The sequence below is a fragment of the Streptomyces sp. NPDC087263 genome, from assembly GCF_044744645.1.
Taxonomy (GTDB): domain Bacteria; phylum Actinomycetota; class Actinomycetes; order Streptomycetales; family Streptomycetaceae; genus Streptomyces.
Map to the genome: position 1 here is coordinate 625,402 of NZ_JBIUYT010000003.1, position 20,536 is coordinate 645,937.

The window sequence follows — 20,536 nt, forward strand, 5'->3', positions numbered from 1 at the left end:
TCCGGATAGTCAAGAGGGACAGATGCGGGCTGACGCCAGGAAGAACCGCGACCAGCTGCTCGCCGTTGCGGGCACCGCCATCACCGAGCAGGGCGTCGACGTGTCCCTGCGGGACATCGCGCGCCGGGCCGATGTCGGGCTCGCGACGCTGCTGCGTCACTTCCCGACGCGCGAGGCGCTGCTCGAGGCCCTGCTTCGCACGAGCTTCGACGAGTTGGCGGAGCGGGCGGCCGGGCTCGAGACGTTGAGCTCGCCCGAAGACGCTCTCGTTTCGTGGCTACGCGACTGCGTTGCCTGGACCACCGAGTATCGGGGCGTGACCGTGCTGATGGCAGCCGCCATCGAGGACCCCGAGTCCGCACTCCACGCTTCGTGCGTCACCCTGCGCGCGGCCGGTGCGCGGCTCCTCACCCGCGCCCAGGCCGCGGGCGTGGCGCGGACCGACATGGATGGCACCGATCTGTTCGCGCTGGTGGCGGCGCTCGCCTGGCTCGGCGACCAACCCGCGCTCGCGCCGCGCGCCGATCACCTCTTCGAGGTTGTCGCGAGCGCGGTTCTGACGAGTGCGGGGAGCAGCGATGCCGAGGGATCACGCCGCCCTCGGGCCCGCAGCTGAAATCGTCGCGCACGCGGACCGGCGAACTCGGCCGCATGCCCGCCAGGAGCGGTTCGACGCCGAGTTCGCCGAGGCGGCCAAGGGCAGCGGCACCGAGCCGGGCGCGACGCCTGGGCACCGTACCGGATCCGCCACAGCACCCTGACGTACGACGCCGGGGGCGGCGCCTCCACCCCGACGTCGAACCCGACGCCGGCCCGGCCCCGAAGGCGCCCCTCCAACCGCACGTCAGTGGTGGTGGCCGCGTCGGCCGAGGGTCTCCACAGGGGTTGCGCCCGGGCGGGTCCACTGCGGTACGGGCCGGCTGGTCGGGCCCCAGGTGGCGACGCCGTCGGCGTCCGAGCGCCAGTACCAGCAGGCCTGACCGCCGCTGGACGGATGCCCCTCGCGGACGTTGCCGATCATGGGCCGACCCTCGGGGTTGTCCTCCCATGCCTCGCCGCGGCCGTAGGGAGTCATGTCGAGCAGGGCGAGGGACCCGTTGACCGGCTCGTTGCCACGGCCCGTCGTGGAGTAGGTGAGGAACACGCGATCACCGTCGCGCAGGAAGCAGCGGAGGTGACCCATTCCTCCACCGACCGGCGTCTCCACGCCCTGCACGGAGTACCAGGGCTGGGTGTAACCCATGAACTCGACGAAGGAGGCCACCTCGTCCCACGGGCCCGAGGTCAGGACGGCGTACGAGACGCCCCGTGCGTTGAGGTAGACGGCGTCCTTTACGTGCCAGGCCGTGGTGGTGCAGCCCTCGCACTGCCCCTGATGCGGCGCACCGTCGTACCACATGTGCTGGTAGACCACGAGCTCGTCGCGACCCTCGAACAGGTCCAGGAACGGGACCGGGCCGTCGGGTCCGACGATCTCGACCGTCCCGTCGAGCTCCACCATCGGCAGCCGGCGGCGGGCCGCGGCGATCGCGTCGCCCTCACGGGTGTGCGCCTTCTCGCGGACCAGCAGTTCTTCGCGCGCCGCCTGCCAGGCGTCCAGGTCGACGACCGGCGGCTTGCCGGGGAGATCGCTGCTCGCGTTGCCGGGCGTGGTCGTCATGGTGTCCTCCGTGGGTTCTCGGGCGGGGGCAGCGTCGTACGACGTCGTACGACGCTCACCAGAACAGACTCGTGACCCGGAAGGAACTCATCGCGGCCGGAGGCGCGCCCTCGGCCGAGCGTGCGCGGTCTACGCCGGTCCACGCCGGTCCGCGGCGGGCCGACAAGGTCACTGACGCGCTCCGCGCTTGAGCCATTGCCACCAGGCGGGATGCTGCACATTGAGGTTCTTTGCTTGAGCACGCTAATCTGCAGGGATGAGCGCCCAAGATCCCTTGCTCGCCCAGGAAGAGCAATTCTGGCGTGCCCTGATGCGCATCATCGTCGCGCTGCCGCGCTCGCTGGATGACGATCTGCTGCGATCGACGGGCCTGTCGCTCACCGAGTACGTCGTACTGATGAACCTCTCCGAGGCCGAGAACCAGGAGCTCCGCATGGCGGATCTCGCCTTGGCGACGGCGCTGTCGGCCAGCCGTATCACGCGCGTGGTGGATGCGCTGCAGAGCCGCGGTCAGGTCGTCAAGCGGCGCTTCGAGGGGGATGCCCGGGGGAACGTCGCGACGCTCACTCCGGAAGGGCTGAAGCGACTTGAGGCGGCGTATCCGATACACCTGGCGAGTGCCCGCAAGCGGGTCATGGACCTTCTCGACGGTCGGTCGCTGCCGACCATGGCGAGGCAGTTCGAAGCGGTGGCCGACAAGCTCGACTGAGAGCCGTCGTATCACTGTGGTCGCGAAGGTCCCGGACACGCATCTCGTGTCCGGACCTTCTGCGTGCGGGGTGGACGTTCCGACGTGCGAGGAGAAGCTCCGGTCCATCACGTGGGAGGCGCAATGAAACCGCGCGCGCCGGGCGGGCACGCTCAACGGCTGAGGCAACTGAGATGACTTCGCGACAAGAGAACTGGGCCCGGGTGCGCCGCCAGTTGTGGCAACCGCCGCGTGCCCATGGCGAACAGCGGCAGCACCGGGTGGTCGGTCCTCTGTAATTCTTCTACGACCTGTCTGCGCCCGGTGGCGAGAGGGCGTGCATGGCGTCGCGAGGCAGGCGGGAATGTGACGACAGGGCCCAGTGGCCGTGGTGATCGGATTCGGCGTGTGGTGGACGTACTTCGACCTCGTCGGGCACCATCCACTGCGAGTCACCCAGCGAGTGCGTCTGGGGCGACGGGTGCCGCGATGGTCGGTCTCGTCGAGCACGCGCACGACAGCCGGACGCCCGTCGCGACGGCCTGGGTCCTGTGCGTGGGCGTCGCTGTGGTGCTGTCGACGACGATGCTCCTCGCGACAGGCCTGGAATCCTGGCAGCACGACAGCGAGGTCTATCGGCCGCTCGCCCGCACCTGTCTCGTCGTGGCCCTCGCGGCCGTTGCCCTCGGCGCCGTACGCCCTGCGCCGCTGGTTCTCGGGCTCGTACTCGTCGTCCTTCTCGGCATCCCGTGGGGACTTGCCGTCGTACGGCGACTGGCACGGGACGAGACGGCCGCACTCTGACGCCTCAGGGCGCGGAGGGGCGCGTCTCGGTCCAGTCGACCATCAGACGGCGCTCGGCGAAGTACCAGTCGCCGTCCTGCTTGGTGAACTCGTCGAGATAGCGAATCGAGGCGATCATGAGGAAGCGCTGTCCGGACTCGTCGACCGAGACGTGGTGGGCGAGGCAGTAGCTCTCGCCCGTCGCCCGGGTCCCGTCAAGGGTGATGGTGCTCTGACCGTTGAAGTGGGTCGTGGTCCGGTAGGTGTTGAGGTTGTCGAATACGGGGGCGAGGGCCTCGCGTCCGTGCAACTCCTGCGTCGGCTCCGTTGCTGTGGAGTCCATGAACACCAGGAAGTGGGTGTCCTTGGTGAACAAGGCCAGCTGGCCCTTGGCGTCGCGCCGGTCCGCGCAGTGCGCGTAGGCGTCGACCAACTCGCGGATGGCCAACCGGTCCGCGGCTTCCTGGGGCGGGATCGGAGTGTGGGAGGCCATGACGGTTCCTTTCCACGCACTATTTGACATGTGTATAAAATCACTGATCATGGCAGGGTGCAACGTGACTCCAAGGAGGGCCGAACGCTGAACCACCGGATCGATCCACGCATCACCCGCACCGTCCGGGCTTTCGAGCAGGCCATCGTGGACCTCGCCGCGCAGCGGCCCGTCTCGCAGGTCACCGTCGCCGAGCTGGCCGACCGCGCCGGAGTTACCCGTGCGACGTTCTACAACCGCTACAGCACCCCGTTGGACCTGCTCATCCAGGTGCTCCACGCCGATCTGGAGCGTGGCCAACGGCTGGAGGAGGAGCGGCGTGCGCAGGGCGGATACGCGGACCGCGAGCTGCTTCGCCTGGCCACGGCAGAGGTGGCCGATCATGTCGAGCGGTTCGTCGCGGTATATCGGCACGCCGTCGCGGATCCCGCGGGCAGCGGGGTCTACGAGGCGCTCATCCACCACTTCAGCGACTACGCCCTGGAGTTCATGGCCCGCGGTGACTCCTCGGGACTTCCTGCGGCCAACCATCGGGTGATCGCGCAGTTCATGGCCCACGGCTTCGCCGGCGCCATCAGGGCATGGCTCAACGACCCGTCCGTCACGAAGGATGACCTGGTCGATGCGGCCGTGGCCTGCGCACCTGTCTGGTGGACGGCCGACGCCGACTCCATGGACCTGTCCGATCGTCCGTAGGAGTCGACGCCGAGAGCGGTCAGGACCCCCGCCGCGACCTTCGCCTCTCGTCAACTCCCGTAGACGCGCCGCGCGATGTGCTCCGCGATCATGATGGTGGTCGCGTTGGTCACGGTCGACGGGACCTCGGGAATGATCGAGGCGTCCACCACACGCAGTCCCGTCAGCCCCTTCACGGCCGCCGACTCGTCGACGACGGCCCACTCGTCCCCGGGCCCTCCCATGGGGGCGGTCGAGGTCGGGTGCCCGTAGGTGGAAATTCCGGCCGCGATCGACGCCTCCAACTCCTCATCGCTCCCTACCGCCTCACCCGGAACGAGTTCGGCGGCCACCGCGCCGGCGAAGGGCGGGGTGCTCGCCAGGCGGCGTACGAGCCTCACCGCCTCCAGGATGCGACTGCGGTCCCTGGCCGTCGCGAAGAAGTTGTTGTCGATGACCGGAGCGTCGTGGGGATCGAGACCCGCCAGCCGCACCGAACCGCGCGAGTCCGGCCGGGTGAGGGCCGCGGCGAGGAGGATCGCCCCGTCGGTGGGGTTGAAGGAGCCGTCCGGGAGGTGGGTGGCGACGATGCTTAGGTCCAGTTCGCCGGCGTACGCATCGCGCGAGGCGAGCCACAGATGGGCCTGGAAGGCGGACGTCATGGTCTGGTGCTCGGGTGCGAGGGCGAACAGTGAGTGGAAGAACGGGTGATCCTGCAGCCTGCGGCCGACCGGGAGATCGGCGACCACGTCGATGCCGAGAGCCCGCAGATCCTCGGCCGGACCGACGCCGGAGCGGAGCAGGATGGCCGGGCTGCCGTAACTGCCCGCGGACAGCACGACCTCACCCGCTTGGTAAACCGTGCCCGACGCGCTCACGACGCCTCGCGTCACGCCGTCCTCGACGAGCACCTTGTCGATCGTGATGCCGCTCAGCACCGTCAGGTTGGGGCGGCGCCGCACCTGCGGTGTCAGATACACAAGGGCGGTGTTCTGGCGCACCCCGTCGACGATGTTGACCGGGTAGCCGCCGGTGCCGCCCTGCTGGTCGGCATTGAAGTCGTCGTTCCGCCGGAACCCGAGGTCCGCCGAGCTGTCCACGAACGCCCGCAGGGGAGAGGTGAGTTCCTCGTACGTCCACTGCCTGACGGGGAAGGGGCCGGTACGGCCGTGGAAGGCGTCGTCACCGGTCGGCGTGTTCTCCATGTCCCTGAAGGTCGGCAGGACCTCCTCGTACGACCAGCCCTTGATCCCGTAGCGCTCTCCCCAGGCGGCGAAGTCCGCCGCACGCGCCCGGATCGCCACACCGGCGTTCACCGCGGAACTGCCGCCCATGGTCCGCCCGCGCGGTGCGGGGATGCTCGGGGCACGGTCGGTGGCACGTGCGGTGTAGCCCCAGTCGTGGTCGGGGTCGGCCAGGAGCTGCGGGGCCAGCAGTCCTTCGGGCACCTGGTCGGTGGGGTAGTCCGGTCCCGCCTCGATCAGCAGGACGGTGCGGTGTGGATCCTCGCTGATTCTGGCGGCGAGCGCGGCGCCGGCGGAACCTCCGCCGATGATGATGACATCCGCCTCGCGGACGGGTGGTTGGTTTGTGGTGCTCATTCACATCTCCCTATATGCGTGCTTTAGCAAGCAAATGAAATGGCGTTCCGTAGTCGTGTGACGCGGTCGGTCAGATCTGCAGAGCTTCCGGTACGAGGCGCTCGCCGAGCAGTTGTAGCGCGGCATGCTGGTCGGCTCCGCGGACCGGTCCGATGACGTGGTCGATGCCGATGTGATCCAGCCGCCGCAGTTCCGCGAGCAGGGCCGGGATTTTCTCACCCCGTGCGCCGGGGTCGAGGGGGAGCAGGACCGTCTTCTCGATCTCGGCGTAGTCGCGCCCGACGTGATCGCAATGACCGCGGAGGACGTCGAGTTTGTGCTGGAGGTCGGGTCCGTGGAAGAGGTTGCAGGCGTCGGCGTACTTCGCGACGAGCCGCAGGGTTTTCCGCTCACCGGATCCGCCGATCAGGATCGGCGGGCGGGGGCGCCGCACCGTGCCGGGGGAGTTGAGAGTGCGCTCGAGTCGGTAGTACCGGCCGTCGAAGGGTTTCTCGCCCTCGCTCCACATCTGTAGGCAGATCTGAAGCGTTTCCTCAAGCCGCTCGAACCGCTCCGCGACCGGAGGGAACGGCAGGCCGAGCCCGCGCGCCTCGGCGATGTTGAAGCCGGCCCCGACGCCGATGCCCAGGGCGGCGCGGCCCTCCGAAAGGACATCGAGTGTGGTGATCATCTTGGCCAGGAGTCCGGGTTCGCGGTAGCCGACCGAGGTCACCAGGGCGAGAAGCTCCGCGTGTTCGGTGGCCGCTGCCAGGTAGCCCAGGGTGGTGTACGCCTCCAGCATCTCCTGCTCGGAGGCGCCCACGATCCCGATCTGGAACAGATGATCCATGACGGCGATGCGGGTGAAGCCGAACTCCTCCGCGCTGTGGGCGAGTCGGCCCACGTGACGTGCGATGCCTGCCGGACCCTCGGTCCGGCTGAAATCCGCGATGGCGACGCCGAGGTTCATGCGGACCTTCCGTCGTGAGAACCGCTGGACTGATCACCATCGAGTATGTCCGGGTAGCTATATGCTTTGTCAAGCAAGGAAATGGCGCCGGGGAAGGTGGAGCGAGCCGTAGGTGCCACCGCCTTGTGGCCTGCCCGGCCTCGGCGCAAGCCCTCTGACGGTCGCGAAGCTGCCCGTCGTGGACCAGTCGGCGGCCTGCGGGCACTTCACCGATCCGCCGCCTCGAATGCCTGGGCGACGGCCAGGCTGTCCTCATAGATGTGATGACGGGTGACAAGGCCGTCTTCGACGGTGAGATGCAGAGCGAACCGCGCGTGATACGCACGTCCGGTGGGCCGGGCGGTCTGACGGATCTCGCCGAGCACGACCGCGTGGCTTCCGTCGATCAGGACACGTTCGACCTCGGTCGCCACACACTCCGGTAGGTGGTACTCGGCAAGCTCGCGATAGTGGGCGGCTGCGTCGGCGCGGGTGGACCGGTGACGGATCCACGGCGTGGCAGTACGGCTGTGCTCGGCCTCCGGCCAGTCAAGCTTCCAGTCGCCCTGCTCGGCATACAACTCGGCGATGCGCTCGGGGTCGCCCTCGCCAATTCTGCGCAGCAACTCCTCAACCACGGCGCGGGTGTTCGTCGGTGTGACTCTGGACATGGCTGGCCTCTTCGTTCTGGTCCGCGTCTTCCGGCGCGGAGAGATCACCAAGCCTGCCAGTGCGGGCGTGCCGAGACGATTACCTCTGAAGTAAGGCAATCGGCGCGTCACCAAGATCGCCTTTCCGGGTGAACCGGTGTGAATCGCCACGTCTCCTCGCCCTGCGCGTGGGTGCGGCCGACGCGGCGCGGGTTACGGCGGATCGTGGGCGCCACTACAGGATCCCGTTTTTAAGAGGGTGTCTCATGTGGCACGTTTCGCGAGCTTCTTGTAGTAGGTCAGGGCGGTGGCCAGGCCGGGGAAGGCGAGGAGGTGCGAGCCCTTTCGTTCGTATCGGACGGTGAGGCGGCTTGTTCGTATCGGACGCTGAGCGGCGGTAGCCGAAGAGCCAGGCGATCGACCGTTCGCTCTTCCAGCGGTGCCGACCGAGGCGTTCGCCGGACTCGATGCCGGGCCGCGCGATGCGCGCGACGAGCCCGCGCTCGCGCAGCCAGGCCAGGTGTTCGGCGGAGAAGTACGCCTGGTCCGCGCGGAGTTTGACGGGTCGGCGCCGCCGTGGTCCTCGGCGGGACCGGACGGCGGGTATGCCGCGGATGAGCGGTTTGAGGGCGAGGCTGTCGTGCATGTTCGCGCCGGACACGGCGACGGCGAGCGGGATGCCCTGGGCATTGGACAGCACGTGCAACTGGCTGCCCTTCTTGCCGCGAGCGACCGGGTTCGGCCCGGTCGGCGATCCCCCTTTTTGGCGCGAACGGGGGCCGCGTCGACGATCGCCGAGGTCCAGCCCACCTCGCCCCGCGCCCCGAGTTCGTCCAGCATCGGCCGGTGCAGCCGACGCCACAGGCCGGCCTCGGTCCCTACCGTGCGGCGGCGATGCGCGGTGGCGGGCGACGTGTGGAACGTCGGCGGCAGATGCCGCCAGGCATAGCCGCTGGTCAGCGCGTACACCACTGTCGGGAACACGGCTGGGTCGTCACACGGAGCGGTCCCACCACCTTGCGGACGAGCAGCGAAGCGAACGAGGCCGGCAACGGGGCGGCCAGCTCCCAGAGTTCATCAGGAACCAGACGCTTCGACAGATCAGCACCCACGACCGGCATCACGCCGCACGAACATCACGTCACGTGGGACAACCTCTGACCGCTGTCTTTCAAGTGGCGTAAAGATTCCTTGACTTCGGTGAATTGCGGCAGTCATATTAATGATCCAAAGTGGCGGCGGAGTCGGTCAACCCATTCATCGCGTGATGCGGTGAGCGCATTTCCGGGATTGCCCGACTTGGCTGGAATTCTGCCGCTTTTTGACGGGCGACGGTCCTTGGTATCGGTGTGGATATCAATGCCTGATTGTCACGATGCCGGATCCCCCAAAGGTGATAGACGTGTCCGTATTCCGCCCGATTCTCCGTAGATCGGCCGCAGTGGTGGCAACTGTGGCGGCTCTGACCGCCGGCATGACAGGAGCCTCCGCCGCCGAGCCGGCCTCGGCCGCCTCGCCCCGCACCATGCCGGCGCACGTGTTCGCTCCGTACTTCCAGAGCTATCGGCCCGGTGACCCCGCGGCGCTGGCCAAGGAGTCGGGCGCCAGCTACCTGACCATGGCGTTCGTGCAGACCGAAGAGCCTGGTTCCTGCGAACCGCTGTGGAACGGCCTGCCCGAGACCCCGATCTCCGCCTCTGTCTACGGCAAGGAGATCGCGAAGCTCAGGAGCCGGGGCGGGGATGTCTCTGTCTCCTTCGGGGGCGGCGCCGCCAGTGGGCTGGGCACAGACATCGCGGACAGCTGTACCGATGTCAGCCGTATCGCGGCCGCCTACGAGAAGGTCATCACCACCTACGGCATCACGAGGCTCGACCTCGACGTCGAGGGGACATCGCTGAACAACACCGCGGGGGTCGACCGGCGCAACAAGGCGATCGCCCTGGTCGACGAGTGGGCGAAGCGGACCCATCGCGAGGTCCAGTTCGGCTACACCCTTCCGTCGTCGCCGACGGGCCTGGAGCCGAACGGCAAAGTGCCGCTGACCAACGCCGTGGCCAACGGAGCGGATATCGACCTCGTCAATATCATGACCTTCGACTATTGGGACGGCAAACAGCACGACATGGCCGCCGACACCTTCACCGCGGCGGACAGTCTCGTCGCCACTCTGAAGGAGATCTACCCCGACCGGAAATCGAAGCAGCTGTGGGGAATGGTCGGCATCACCGAGATGATCGGTCTGGACGACTACGGGTGCTGCGGCGAGACCGGCCCGCCGGAGATCTTCACGCTCGCCGACGCCAAGGCCGTCACGAAGTGGGCGGGGGAGAAGGGCATCGCCTCCCTCTCCTTCTGGGCGCTGGGCCGGGACAACGGTGACTGCCCCGGTGTGCACGACGGCACCTGCTCCGGTGTGGAGCAGTCCGAATGGGACTACACACGGACCATGCGTTCGTTCACCCACCGCTAGACCGCTGGCTAAGCCTTGATCGGTGCGGCGGCCGACCTGGCGGCATGCTCGACCTTGGCGCAATAGGCTGCACGGGCTTCCTCGTCGATCTGCTTCTCGTATTCGGCGCGCGCCCCGGTCCGGCCGTCGAGGCCCTCGCGCAGGATATCGGCGTGCCCGGTATGCCGGATGGACTCGCCGAGGACATGGACCATGACGGCGAACAGGTTCGTGTTGGGACAAGGCTCCGGCCACCACGGCACGTGGCCGGGGCCGTCGAGGGGGAGCTCATTGATCGTCGCGTCCGAGTGTTCCCACGTGCGCCGGTAGAACGCGATGATCTGATCGCGGGTCTGGTCCTCGGTCGCCCACAGGTCGTTGCCGTTGGAGTCCTGCCACCGGGGCAGCGGTTCTGGGGAAGGGCGGTCGAAGACCTCGCCGAAGTACCTGGCCTCGATGGTGGCCACGTGTTTGACCAGGCCGAGGAGGTTGGTCCCGGTCGCTGTCAAAGGTCGGCGGGCGTCGTATTCGGACAAGCCGTCGAGTTTCCAGAGCAGCGCTTTGCGGTCCCGCCGCAGTCTCCCGTGCAGGTTGTCTTTCGCGAATTCATCGATCATGCGGCAGGAGCCTGCCACGGGCCGCTCGTGGTCTCAAGATCCCGTACGTGGTCCGCAACGACTGGCAGAGCCGAGGCCTGGCCATGGCCGCCGCCCTGGCCTGCCACAAGAAGATCGCGACGTTGCGGGTGGACCCGCGCGCCGTCCGGTGCGCGAGCCCGTCCGGGCAGTGTCGTGGGGGAGCTACGCCCCTGCGCAAGCACGTACTGAGTGGCGCGGCCTACTCGGCGTCGAGCTGGTGGGCGGCCCAGACATAGCTTTCGGGGAGCAAGTCGGTGACAGGAACGGTCCGGACGCGGTCCTCTTCGCCGACGATGACCTTGAGGGCGGGGAAGTAGTCGAGAAGGACCTGACGGCACCGGCCGCACGGAGGCACCACCCCTCGCTCGCGGTCGCCCACGGCAACGATCGTGTCCAGCTCGTAGATGCCCTGGGCGGCCGCCGCGCCAATGAGTACCAACTCGGCGCAGGGCCCTCCGGTGAAGTGATAGGCGTTCACCGCCGTGACGATCCGGCCGTCCCGGGCGCGGGCCGCGGCTGCCATGGTGTGGTTGTCGCCCTGGCAGCGAGTGCGGGCGACGTGCGCCGCGGCCTCGATGAGTTCGTGGTCGACGGGGTGGGTCTGCGTGGTCATCTTCTCTGCCTTCGTCAGGTGTCAGGCGACGTTGACCCCGCGTGCCGATGACGTGCAAGCGAATATCGGCGGTGTGCCTGTTCCGCCCGATGACAAGTTCGACCACGAGTGCCGGATCCTGCTGGGCACGGCCCGCCCCAGGGACGCCGTTGCCGCGGGCCGACACATCGACAACCACGCCACCGCGGAGCGGATCGCGACGAGTGTCCAAGCCCACGGTGTCTGCGTCATCATCGACGAGAGCACTCGGCAGCCCACCACCCACCAGAACATCAGCCTCTGGAACCACACGCCCGTCGGCCGGGCCGGCCTCGACCAGCTCCGCCTCGGCGCCCGCTCTCTCGCCCACCGAGGACACGTTGCCGCCCTCAGCGCGGCTGCCGACCCCGACAACTGACACGAACAGGGCCGGCCCCGGCTCCCGCCCGGTCCAGCCCTGCCAGAGTGTCCGCCTACTGCACGGCCGCTGCCGCGATCACGCGGTAGCGGCGAAGGGGGCCCGGAACGGGCCGACGGCGTTGCGCCGGTCCTCCGTAGGGCCGCCCGCCCCGATTACCGGTCAGCCGGTGGCAAGGAGCTGGAGCGTATCGACCACGCGGTTCGAGAAGCCCCACTCGTTGTCGTACCAGGCGACCACCTTGATGTGGCGACCCTCGACGCGGGTGAGAGCCGAGTCGAAGATCGACGAGGCCGGATTGCCCGTGATGTCCGAGGACACGAGCGCGTCTTCCGAGTACTCGAGTACGCCGGCGAGCGGTCCCTCCGCCGCGGTGCGGTACGCCGCCAGTACGTCCTCGCGCGTCACGTCGCGGGCGACGGTCGTGTTCAGCTCGACAATCGATCCCACCGGAACCGGCACGCGGATCGAGTCGCCCGACAGCTTGCCCTCAAGGCTCGGCAGCACGAGGCCGATCGCCTTGGCGGCGCCCGTCGTGGTCGGCACGATGTTGACAGCGGCGGCGCGGGCGCGGCGGGCGTCGCGGTGCGGACCGTCCTGCAGATTCTGTTCCTGGGTATAGGCGTGCACCGTCGTCATGAAGCCGTGTTCGATACCGGCAAGATCGTCAAGCACTGCGGCCAGTGGCGCAAGAGCGTTGGTCGTGCACGAGGCGTTCGAGACGATCGTGTGCAGGGCCGGGTCGTACGCATCGGTGTTGACCCCGAACGCGAGCGTGACATCTGCGCCGTCCGCCGGCGCGCTGATGAGTACCTTCTTCGCGCCGGCGTCGATGTGGGCGCGGGCGGCCTTGGCCGACGTGAAGCGGCCGGTCGCCTCAAGCACGATGTCGACGCCGAGCTCGGCCCACGGCAGCTGAGCCGGCTCGCGCTCGGCGAGGACCGTGATGCGACGGCCGTCGACAATGAGGGCGTCCCCGTCGACAGTCACCGGGCGCCCGAGCCGGCCGGCCGTCGAGTCATAGGCGAGCAGTCGCGCAAGGGCGGCGGGCTCCGTGAGGTCGTTGACGGCGACGACCTCCAGGTCGCTGTCGCGTTCGAGCAGCGCGCGCAGCACGTTGCGTCCGATGCGGCCGAATCCGTTGATGGCAATGCGAGTCATGAGTGGTGTCCCTTCTTGTTCGTCATCAGGCTGTCACGCGCCGTTGACCGGTGACAGTGGCGTGATCGCCACGGTACGCAAGGATCACGCCACGTGATGGTGGCAGGCTACTCACCCTGGGTGAAGGTGCGCCGGTACTCGCTCGGCGTGGTGTCGAGGATGCGCTGGAAGTGCAACCGCAGATTGGCACCGGTGCCGAGGCCGACGTCGGTGGCGATCTGCTCGACACTCCGCTCCGAACGTTCGAGGAGCTCGCGGGCCACGTCGATGCGGGCGCGCATGACCCACTGCATCGGCGTGTACCCGGTGTCCTCGGCGAAGCGTCGCGAGAACGTGCGCGGTGACACCGCCGCGTGCCGGGCGAGCGCTTCGAGGGTGAGGGGCTCGCCGAGCCGGTGCAGCGCCCACTCCCGGGTGGCTGCGAACCGCTCGCTGAGCGGATCGGGCACCCTGCGCGGTACGTACTGCGCCTGGCCGCCGCTGCGGTAGGGGGCCGCGACCAGGCGCCGGGCCGCGTGGTTCGACGCGGACACCCCGCGATCGCCGCGCAGGATGTGCAGGCACAAGTCGATGCCCGAGGCGGCGCCGGCCGACGTCAGCACGCTGCCCTCGTCGACGAACAGAACATCCTCGTCGACCCGAACGAGCGGGCGCTTCGCCGCGAGTGCCCGCGTGTAATGCCAGTGCGTGGTGGCGCGCTTGCCATCGAGCAGCCCGGTGGCAGCGAGCGCGAAGGCACCCGTCGAGATGGCCGCGAGTCGCGCGCCCCGCTCGTGGGCGGCGATCAGCGCATCGATGACGGCCCGCGGAGGGTCGTCGCGATCCGGGAACCGGTAGCCGGGGACGAAAACGGTGTCGGCCCACGCAAGCGCGTCGAGCCCGTGGGCGACGTAGTACGACAGGCCGTCGCCGCCGGTCACGAGACCGGGTGACGCGCCGCACACCCGCACTTCGTACGGCATGCTCGCGCGGGTCGTGAACACCTGGGCAGGAATGCCGACATCGAGGGGCTTCGCGCCTTCGAGCACGAGGACGGCGACGTGATGCAGGGATGGGGCTGGCACGGAGAAGAGGGTACGCGGGGGTCGCAGCGCCAGGTTCCACGAGCCGGGCGGAGCCCCAGTGACTCCCCGCTGTTCCCCGCCGCATCTTGTGCGCTTGTCATGCGGCGGGGTGCGCAGCTTGCGAATTCTCCCGCGATGGGGAGGGGCGAAGGAATGGTGGTGTGGTGCCGGTCAGCTCGCTCGCCGTCCTGGCAAAATTGCGGCATGGAACGTGTGCTTGGAATCGGTGGACATTTCATGCGGGCTGCCGACCCGGCGGCCCTGAGCGCGTGGTATCGCGATTGCCTGGGCCTGGATGCCGATGAGAACGGCCTGTGGCGTCAGGGAGCCGGGCCGACGGTGTTCGCGACGTTCGAGTCCGAGACCGACTACTTCGGGTCCCGCGCCCAGCAGACCATGCTCAACTTCCGGGTCCGCGATCTGGACGCGATGCTCGCGCAGTTGCGCGCCAAGGGGGCGGACGTGGCCAAAGAAACGCAGGACATGGAGGGCGTCGGTCGATTCGGCTGGGTCACCGATCCTGAGGGTAATCGGGTCGAGCTGTGGCAGCCCGCCTGACCGCGTCCTCACGCCGGCGGTGGCAACCTCGTGGGTGCGTACTACGGGGCGATCCCCACACCGTTGATCCGGCTCCAGGACTTTTCCTGGGATGCCGTCATGGCCGGCCACGACAGCCCGCCCGGCCGTGGCAGGACACGAGAGGCGTAGCGCGACGGGCGGAAGCCGGAGTCGTAGAAGCACCCCGTGCCGTAGTCGCGGTCGAAAGAGGCACACGATGACGCGACGGACTGCGGCGTGGGCTTCTTCCCCGTACGTACCCAGGAAGCCAGCGCGGCAATGGAGTTGGCGTACTCCGAGTCACTCAGTGCGCTGTGCTCGCTTTCACTGGTGAAGGTCTGCACGAGGTTCTCCTCGCGATGTGCGCCCTCAAGAGTCGCCCGGTACGCAGCCTCGTGTTCGACGAATGCGGTGGGGTCGTCGATGGCGTGCATGGTGAGTACGGGGATCGAGACCCGCCCGGTGAGATCGCTGTCGTAGGACAGGTCACGCCGGGCGTCGGGATCGGCGGAGAAGCGCTCGACTCCCGCATTGAGTGCCCTGTCGTCGTGCGAACCGGAGTACCGCACGCCCTTGTTGCTGAAGGGATTCCGGTCGCCGAGCCGGTTGTGCACGATGTCCCGGAAGGTGAACACGGAGAAGCGCAGGTGCGGTTCCAGCGTCCGCTCGGGGATGCGCGTGACCGCGAGAATGTCGTCAAGGTTGCGTTGCTGCAATGGGGTGCGCTCCTGTGGAGCCGAGGCATATCCGGTGCACTCCTGTAGGCGATCCCGCAGGCCCGCTGTCGTAAGGGTCGACGTGGGGCGAAGTCCTTGCCACAGCGGGTACTGAGCCTCGGAGGGGCGCGGAAGGTTTTGGCAGTAGTACTGATAGACCACCCGCAGATCGACGCGGTAGTCATAGCCGCGCGAGCCGCCCGCCAGCACACCGCTGGTGAGCAGAGCGCCGTCGTATGGGCCGTGCTTCTTGCCGTACACCTCCGCGACCTTGGCGGCGACGTTCCCACCCCAGGACTGACCGTGCACGTACGTCCGTTTCGGCTTGCCGAACTCCTCCACGAACAGACGGCGCAGATTCTCCGTGTCGGCAGCCGCCATCCGGGTTCCGTAACCACCTCGGCGGTAGGACGAACCGGCCCAGGCATATCCCTGGTCCACCATCACGGACCAGCGATCCAGGTCGCCGATGCTCCGCTCCGGATCCGACCCCTCGCCCAAGTCGGGGCCGCCGTGCGCGTGTACGACCAGCGAGCCGTTCCAGTTCTTGGGCACGGCGATCGCGTAGTAGGCCCCGTTGGCGTCCTGGCCGGTGTAACACGTGGCCTCGTTCCCCACCCTCGCGGGGCACGCAGCCGGTCCGGGGTGCAACTGGGTTGCTTGGGCCGGGCTGATGCCGCTCAACGACCCGACGACGCCCGCGATGCCGGCGGCCAGTGCCACGCCTCGTCGCACGAGGGATCCGGTGCGGGAAGGTCTGTTCCGACTGGGGCTGGGCACAGCAACGCTCCTGAATCCAGTGGCGCTTCATCGCGCCGAGCGCTGTGATGCTAGGAACACACCGGCGCCCGCACCATTGATCACACAGTTCTGTTCATACTGTGCACGCGCCCGCGCGGCAGAGGCTGCCCCGGGAAAGCCACAGGTGTCTATGCGGACCTCGTCGTGAGATGCATGCTGATCATGGGGTGATCGCGATGGCGACCAGTCGGCGTTCGCGGCCCAGGGCGTGGTCGAGCAGGTGGACCAGGCGGTACATGAGGAATCGTCGCTTCATCATTTCCTGGACACGAGCGGTCTCCGCGGGATCGAGGAGCCGGGCGGTGGCCGAGACGCCGGGTGAGTCGGCGGGAACGGTGCCGTTCATGTTGCACGGGGTGATGGTCACCTGCGGGGTGTTGCGGATCCGCTTGACCTTTCCGGACTCCGGGGGTGTCAGGGCGTAGAGGGTTCCGTCGTGCACGAGGCCCCCGACGGGGGTGGGGACCGGTTGTCCGTTGCGGCGGAAGGTGGTCAGGCTGACGTGCTTGCCCTGGCCGATGCGGTCGAGAGCCCGGTGGAAGTCGCTGCGCGGGGTGGACATGGAGTTCTCCGAAGCTAGTGGGCGTGCCGGCCGGCGAGGGCGCGGGCGGCGCGCGCAGCCTGCTCTTCGACGGACGAGCGGGTGTTCCAGTGGCCGGGCAGCATGTCCTGCTGCTGGAACAGGGCCAGTCCGTGGGCTGCCGCGGCGACCTGGACGAGCAGCTCGAACGCCTCGTCCGGTTCAGGAACGATCGCTTCCAGCAGAGCAAGGGCTCCCCGCAGGCGGTCCGCTCCAGCGCTCAGTCCTACGACGTGACCCTCCAACGCCGGCTGTGGTCCCTGTCCGAGGAGCTGACCGGCATCACGTTCCAGTGGTAGGGCCAAGCCGTCACAGCTTGCGCCCCACCCTCCCGTCCCACAGGTGCAGTCGCCGTCCTGCGACGTGTTGCCCTGCCTGGGGCGCTGTGCACATCAAGTGGTGATCGAAGCACGCGCCCTTGTGGCCCCGTACTCTTTGCGCTTTCTTGATTCACATGACGGAGACCACTGGGAAGTCAGTGTCAGGGGAGTCCATCTCCCAGCCGCGCAAGTCGAGTTGGAAGTACATCGGACCCGGCATCGTCGTCGCCGCGACGGGCGTCGGCGCCGGTGACCTCGTCGCGACGCTCGTCGCGGGCAGCAACTTCGGCTACACCCTGCTCTGGGCCGCGGTCATCGGCTGCGTGGTCAAGATCTCTCTCGCCGAGGCGGCCGGCCGCTGGCATCTGTCCACCGGACGCACTCTCTTCGACGGCTGGGCGAGCCTGGGCCGGTGGACGACGTACTTCTTCGTCGTCTACGTGGTCATCTGGGGCTTCGTGTACGGCGCGGCGGCGATGTCGTCGAGCGCGCTGCCGCTGCAGGCGCTGTTCCCCGACGTCTTCCCGGACTCCTGGTCGATCAAGCCGTGGGCGGTCATCTGCGGCCTGGTGGGCCTGGTGTTCGTGTGGTTCAACAAGTACGAGATCTTCGAGAAGGTCATGACCGTGCTGGTGGGCGTGATGTTCGTCGTCACGGTCTACCTGGCCATCCGCGTCACCCCCAACCTCGGCGACGCCTTCGCCGGCCTCCTTCCCGTCCTCCCCGACGAGAAGGACTCGATCCTCAACACGCTCGGGCTGATCGGTGGGGTCGGCGGCACCATCACCCTTGCCGCGTACGGGTATTGGGTCAACGCGAAGGGCTGGACGAATACGGGCTGGATAAAGGTCATGCGCCTCGACAACCGCGTCGCGTACATCACCACCGGCATCTTCGTCATCTCGATGCTCTTCGTCGGCGCGGAAATCCTGCACTCGTCGAACATCGCCATCGCGAGCGGTGACAAGGGCCTCATCCAGCTGAGCGACATCCTGGCGGCGGAGTACGGCACGGCGACCGCAAAGTTCTTCCTGATCGGCTTCTTCGCCACCTCTTTCACCTCGCTCATCGGCGTCTGGCACGGCGTGAGCCTGATGTTCGCGGACTTCGTGGAGCGCTATCGCGGGACCAGGGCGACCGGGGAGGAAGTGGCGTCGGGCACCCGGGAGAAGTCCTGGCCGTTCCGTGCGTACCTGCTTTGGCTGACCTTCCCGCCGATCGTCCTGCTCTTCCAGGGCCAGCCGTTCCGCCTGGTGATTCTCTACGGCGTCCTGGGCGCCGCGTTCCTCCCCTTCCTCGCCCTCACCCTGATCTGGCTCCTCAACTCCTCCCGCACGCCCGGCGAGTGGCGCAACGGTCTGCTCAGCAACGCCATGCTCGCCATCGCCGGACTGCTCTTCCTGGTCCTGTGCGTGAAGCAGATCTGGGACCAGCCGTGGGCGGACTTCTTCTGACGCTCAGCCGAGTCCGGGCCACTTCGTACACGTCGCAATTTCCCTGTTGCCCCTCCACGGTGAGGACGGCTGCGGCGATTGACGTCATTCGATTCGGGCTGCACCGGGATCTGCGGAAGATGCGCCAGGACTTCAGTCGTGCGATGCCATGCTCGACCGGTGCCCGGGCCACAAGTTGCTTTCCTTGTTCCACGGCCTGGAACTGGAGTGGACAATCCACTGCTGCTCCTTGTGGCCGCTCTCGCAAGGCCATTGGATAACAGCTGTCCCCAAGGCGTGGCTCGCTCGCCCCTCCAGCAGCCATGCATTTCCCGGTAGCAACGTTATTGGCAGTGTACGTCGCGATGGCGCCAGGAACTAGGGTCCATTCCCATTTCTGCTCGTCATGCCAATAGCCCTTGATGTAGAAAGTGTATTCATCTTGGATCACAGGTGCCGCGTTCTCGGAGCCGCCGTCAGAAATCTCGAGGAATCTAAGGCTATGACCATTAGATACCGGAAAATTTCCCTCGTACCAGAACGTGGTCGCACTGTCCGGTTCCTGGTGCGGCTTATTCAGGGGTAATTGATAATTCGGGCGTCGGTGTAGGCATGTTCGCCTGTGCACCGGAAGTGATCGAGAAGTGCGTCCTGCGTGGCCATTCGACCGACACCAGTGCCGGCGGGGCCCGCGACACCACCGGTCGCCTCCGCGCCGGGAACAACTCCTCGAAGTCGGCATCGGCGAACGCCGGTCCAAGGACGTCACGCAGCCGCATCGCCAGACACCCCCTTCGCGAACACCGCGCGAGCCACTCGCGCGGTCTCCTCCGGGATATCCGCCAGATCCACCCCATGCAACGACACGACCCCCCCCAGAAGCACGACTACGGCCGCACAGCCCCAACGGGGACTGTGCGGCCGTAGTCACGAAGGCCCTCGCGGATTCACCAACACCGTCCGGCGTGCGGACGGGGCCCACAGGGTGCGGCCGGGGGAATGATCGGGGGAGTTAGGAACGCGTGCTCCGGCTACGCGTTGGGGTCGAACGGGATGCCGGCGGGCTCAGTCAGGGAGAGGTTGTACTGGAAGTCGCCGTCGTCGATCTTCAGCGTGGCGTCACCGAAGTTGGCGCTGATCAGCTTGTCGCGGTAGCCGGCCGGGTAGCCGTCCCAGCCGACCAGCCGCGGGTAGAACCAGCCGCCGGTGGCGTTCTCCGGCGGCTCGTCACCGGTGGTCGCGAAGCGGAAGTCGTGGGACCCGATCGAGTCCTTGTGGTAGACGATCTTCGGGTGCGTTCCGTCGAAAGTGATCGATGAGGCGGGGAGGAGTTGGTAGGTGTCGTGCTGCGACACCGAGACATACTGGACGGCGTTGTTGTAGATCCAGACCACGACGTGCTCCCAGTCATGGGTGTGCCCGATGGGCAGCACATCGACGTCCTGGTCCTTCTCGAAGTAGCTGGCGTACATGACCGCGCACCAGCCGTTGTTGCACTTCTCGCGGGAGTACGTGTTGTCGTTGTTGAGCTGGGCCATGTCGTGGCAGTTGCCGTTCACGGCCCCACCGAGCGACAGTCCGGGGTTGATGCTGCCATCGGCACCGATGGCAGCGGTGGAGTAGCAGCCGTCCGTGTCGAAGTCGTAGGCCGGGGAGAACGTCTGCTCCATGGCGTCGGCGTTCTGCGGCAGGGCCGTGAGGACGTTGGCACTCGCGGTGCCCGGTGCGACCAGGACCAGGGCGGCGGCGCCTGCGACGGTCGCGATCGCGGACCGGCGGAACGACCAACCCCGGCGCTCGGGGCGGGGCGCGGCTTCCCCCGGGTCCTGCTCGGGGTTCACCTTTGATGACAGCTTGTAACGCACACCGGACTCCTCAACATCAGCGGGTGCGCAAGGCTCCTCGCCCGGGATGCCTTGCGTCGAGATCAATGGATTCTGCGCGACGGAAAGGGAAACACTTGCCGTATCGGAAGGGTCCTTTTCAACCGGCATGAGCGCGTCATTCACTTGGCGCGGCGTTAAGCTATCCCGAGGGGACGCTGAGGGCAAGAGAAATTCCCGAGTTAATCAGTTTCCCGAATAGGGCATTACGGATATTCCGGGACCGGGAGCGACGATATGTGCGCCGCGCATCACATATGACCAGGTCGCACATGGTTCGACGGCTCGACGGGTGGGTCAAGCGGAGAGGGTGGATAGGGCGAAGGTCCGGCGGCTCAATCCTCAAAGAGAATACACAGGTATCGCTCAGCGGTATTGTGTGGAAGTGCAGAGTGGAGCGGGGGTCCTGTGAGAATTCAGTGATCCATGATGAATAAATGAC

22 protein-coding genes and 2 pseudogenes are annotated in these 20,536 nt (G+C 67.4%); 10 read left to right on the forward strand and 14 right to left on the reverse strand.

Annotated elements, in window-relative coordinates:
- Positions 1–22: 22 nt before the first annotated feature.
- Together ACIPC1_RS12150 and ACIPC1_RS12155 are read left to right on the forward strand one after the other, a co-directional pair.
- Entirely contained in the window at positions 23–616 is a 594-nt protein-coding gene (locus ACIPC1_RS12150) for a TetR/AcrR family transcriptional regulator (protein WP_402515896.1), read from the forward strand.
- Positions 579–761, forward strand: a complete 183-nt coding sequence (locus tag ACIPC1_RS12155) for a hypothetical protein (protein WP_402515898.1) — start codon at positions 579–581, stop codon at positions 759–761. Before ACIPC1_RS12150 ends, ACIPC1_RS12155 begins: the two co-directional genes overlap by 38 nt.
- Positions 762–844: 83 nt before the next feature.
- Here ACIPC1_RS12155 and ACIPC1_RS12160 read toward each other — a convergent pair whose 3' ends face one another.
- On the reverse strand, positions 845–1,660 hold the full coding sequence (locus tag ACIPC1_RS12160; protein ID WP_402515900.1) for a DUF899 domain-containing protein: 816 nt from the start codon (positions 1,658–1,660) through the stop codon (positions 845–847).
- A gap of 256 nt (positions 1,661–1,916) precedes the next feature.
- On the opposite strand from ACIPC1_RS12160, the gene ACIPC1_RS12165 reads away from it, so the two are divergent.
- Positions 1,917–2,369, forward strand: coding sequence for a MarR family winged helix-turn-helix transcriptional regulator (locus ACIPC1_RS12165; protein WP_402515902.1), 453 nt, complete (start codon positions 1,917–1,919; stop codon positions 2,367–2,369).
- A gap of 468 nt (positions 2,370–2,837) precedes the next feature.
- Entirely contained in the window at positions 2,838–3,152 is a 315-nt protein-coding gene (locus ACIPC1_RS12170) for a hypothetical protein (RefSeq protein WP_402515905.1), read from the forward strand.
- 4 nt (positions 3,153–3,156) lie between these two features.
- Here ACIPC1_RS12170 and ACIPC1_RS12175 read toward each other — a convergent pair whose 3' ends face one another.
- On the reverse strand, positions 3,157–3,624 hold the full coding sequence (locus tag ACIPC1_RS12175) for a nuclear transport factor 2 family protein (RefSeq protein WP_402515907.1): 468 nt from the start codon (positions 3,622–3,624) through the stop codon (positions 3,157–3,159).
- Between the two features lie 57 nt (positions 3,625–3,681).
- Between ACIPC1_RS12175 and ACIPC1_RS12180 the strand changes: the two genes are divergently transcribed.
- Positions 3,682–4,320, forward strand: a complete 639-nt coding sequence (locus ACIPC1_RS12180; protein ID WP_402515910.1) for a TetR/AcrR family transcriptional regulator — start codon at positions 3,682–3,684, stop codon at positions 4,318–4,320.
- A 50-nt stretch (positions 4,321–4,370) separates the two neighbouring features.
- On the opposite strand, the gene ACIPC1_RS12185 is transcribed toward ACIPC1_RS12180, so the two are convergent.
- The 4 genes and pseudogenes from ACIPC1_RS12185 to ACIPC1_RS12200 form a co-directional block, all read right to left on the reverse strand.
- A complete protein-coding gene (locus tag ACIPC1_RS12185) occupies positions 4,371–5,900 on the reverse strand; it encodes a GMC family oxidoreductase (RefSeq protein WP_402515913.1) in 1,530 nt (509 codons plus the stop codon).
- Positions 5,901–5,970: 70 nt separating this feature from the next.
- Positions 5,971–6,849: an LLM class F420-dependent oxidoreductase gene (locus ACIPC1_RS12190; RefSeq protein ID WP_402515915.1), complete on the reverse strand. Its 879-nt coding sequence runs from the start codon at positions 6,847–6,849 to the stop codon at positions 5,971–5,973.
- Positions 6,850–7,055: 206 nt separating this feature from the next.
- A complete protein-coding gene (locus ACIPC1_RS12195) occupies positions 7,056–7,499 on the reverse strand; it encodes a nuclear transport factor 2 family protein (RefSeq protein ID WP_402515917.1) in 444 nt (147 codons plus the stop codon).
- Between the two features lie 243 nt (positions 7,500–7,742).
- Positions 7,743–8,599: pseudogene (locus tag ACIPC1_RS12200) on the reverse strand (IS5 family transposase).
- A gap of 353 nt (positions 8,600–8,952) precedes the next feature.
- Here ACIPC1_RS12200 and ACIPC1_RS12205 point away from each other — a divergent pair.
- Positions 8,953–9,951, forward strand: a complete 999-nt coding sequence (locus tag ACIPC1_RS12205) for a chitinase (protein WP_402515920.1) — start codon at positions 8,953–8,955, stop codon at positions 9,949–9,951.
- Between the two features lie 8 nt (positions 9,952–9,959).
- On the opposite strand, the gene ACIPC1_RS12210 is transcribed toward ACIPC1_RS12205, so the two are convergent.
- Both ACIPC1_RS12210 and ACIPC1_RS12215 read right to left on the reverse strand, forming a co-directional pair.
- Positions 9,960–10,547: a DinB family protein gene (locus ACIPC1_RS12210; RefSeq protein WP_402515922.1), complete on the reverse strand. Its 588-nt coding sequence runs from the start codon at positions 10,545–10,547 to the stop codon at positions 9,960–9,962.
- A gap of 220 nt (positions 10,548–10,767) precedes the next feature.
- Positions 10,768–11,181, reverse strand: a complete 414-nt coding sequence (locus tag ACIPC1_RS12215) for a cytidine deaminase (protein ID WP_402515924.1) — start codon at positions 11,179–11,181, stop codon at positions 10,768–10,770.
- Between the two features lie 73 nt (positions 11,182–11,254).
- Here ACIPC1_RS12215 and ACIPC1_RS12220 point away from each other — a divergent pair, with 73 nt between their 5' ends.
- Positions 11,255–11,578, forward strand: coding sequence for a hypothetical protein (locus ACIPC1_RS12220; protein WP_402515926.1), 324 nt, complete (start codon positions 11,255–11,257; stop codon positions 11,576–11,578).
- Between the two features lie 162 nt (positions 11,579–11,740).
- Here ACIPC1_RS12220 and gap read toward each other — a convergent pair whose 3' ends face one another.
- The gene (gene gap / locus ACIPC1_RS12225; RefSeq protein WP_402515929.1) at positions 11,741–12,739 is read right to left on the reverse strand and encodes a type I glyceraldehyde-3-phosphate dehydrogenase; all 999 of its coding nucleotides are present in this window, start codon (positions 12,737–12,739) and stop codon (positions 11,741–11,743) included.
- Positions 12,740–12,846: 107 nt separating this feature from the next.
- On the reverse strand, positions 12,847–13,803 hold the full coding sequence (locus ACIPC1_RS12230) for a GlxA family transcriptional regulator (protein WP_402515931.1): 957 nt from the start codon (positions 13,801–13,803) through the stop codon (positions 12,847–12,849).
- A gap of 204 nt (positions 13,804–14,007) precedes the next feature.
- On the opposite strand from ACIPC1_RS12230, the gene ACIPC1_RS12235 reads away from it, so the two are divergent.
- Positions 14,008–14,361, forward strand: coding sequence for a VOC family protein (locus ACIPC1_RS12235; RefSeq protein WP_402515933.1), 354 nt, complete (start codon positions 14,008–14,010; stop codon positions 14,359–14,361).
- 41 nt (positions 14,362–14,402) lie between these two features.
- Here the strand turns inward: ACIPC1_RS12235 and ACIPC1_RS12240 are convergent, their stop codons facing one another.
- Positions 14,403–15,812 carry a hypothetical protein gene (locus tag ACIPC1_RS12240; protein ID WP_402515936.1) on the reverse strand — a complete coding sequence of 470 codons (1,410 nt, stop codon included), beginning with the start codon at positions 15,810–15,812 and terminating at the stop codon, positions 14,403–14,405.
- 226 nt (positions 15,813–16,038) lie between these two features.
- Complete coding sequence (locus tag ACIPC1_RS12245) at positions 16,039–16,440, reverse strand: PPOX class F420-dependent oxidoreductase (RefSeq protein WP_402515938.1); 402 nt, start codon at positions 16,438–16,440, stop codon at positions 16,039–16,041.
- A gap of 23 nt (positions 16,441–16,463) precedes the next feature.
- On the opposite strand from ACIPC1_RS12245, the gene ACIPC1_RS12250 reads away from it, so the two are divergent.
- Both ACIPC1_RS12250 and ACIPC1_RS12255 read left to right on the forward strand, forming a co-directional pair.
- Positions 16,464–16,757, forward strand: a complete 294-nt coding sequence (locus ACIPC1_RS12250) for a hypothetical protein (protein ID WP_402515941.1) — start codon at positions 16,464–16,466, stop codon at positions 16,755–16,757.
- Between the two features lie 155 nt (positions 16,758–16,912).
- Entirely contained in the window at positions 16,913–18,232 is a 1,320-nt protein-coding gene (locus ACIPC1_RS12255; protein ID WP_402515944.1) for an Nramp family divalent metal transporter, read from the forward strand.
- A 43-nt stretch (positions 18,233–18,275) separates the two neighbouring features.
- Here the strand turns inward: ACIPC1_RS12255 and ACIPC1_RS12260 are convergent.
- Positions 18,276–18,401 (reverse strand): annotated as a pseudogene (locus ACIPC1_RS12260) (IS5/IS1182 family transposase); the annotation flags it as partial.
- Between the two features lie 841 nt (positions 18,402–19,242).
- On the reverse strand, positions 19,243–19,944 hold the full coding sequence (locus tag ACIPC1_RS12265) for an NPP1 family protein (protein WP_402516307.1): 702 nt from the start codon (positions 19,942–19,944) through the stop codon (positions 19,243–19,245).
- Between the last annotated feature and the right edge of the window lie 592 nt (positions 19,945–20,536).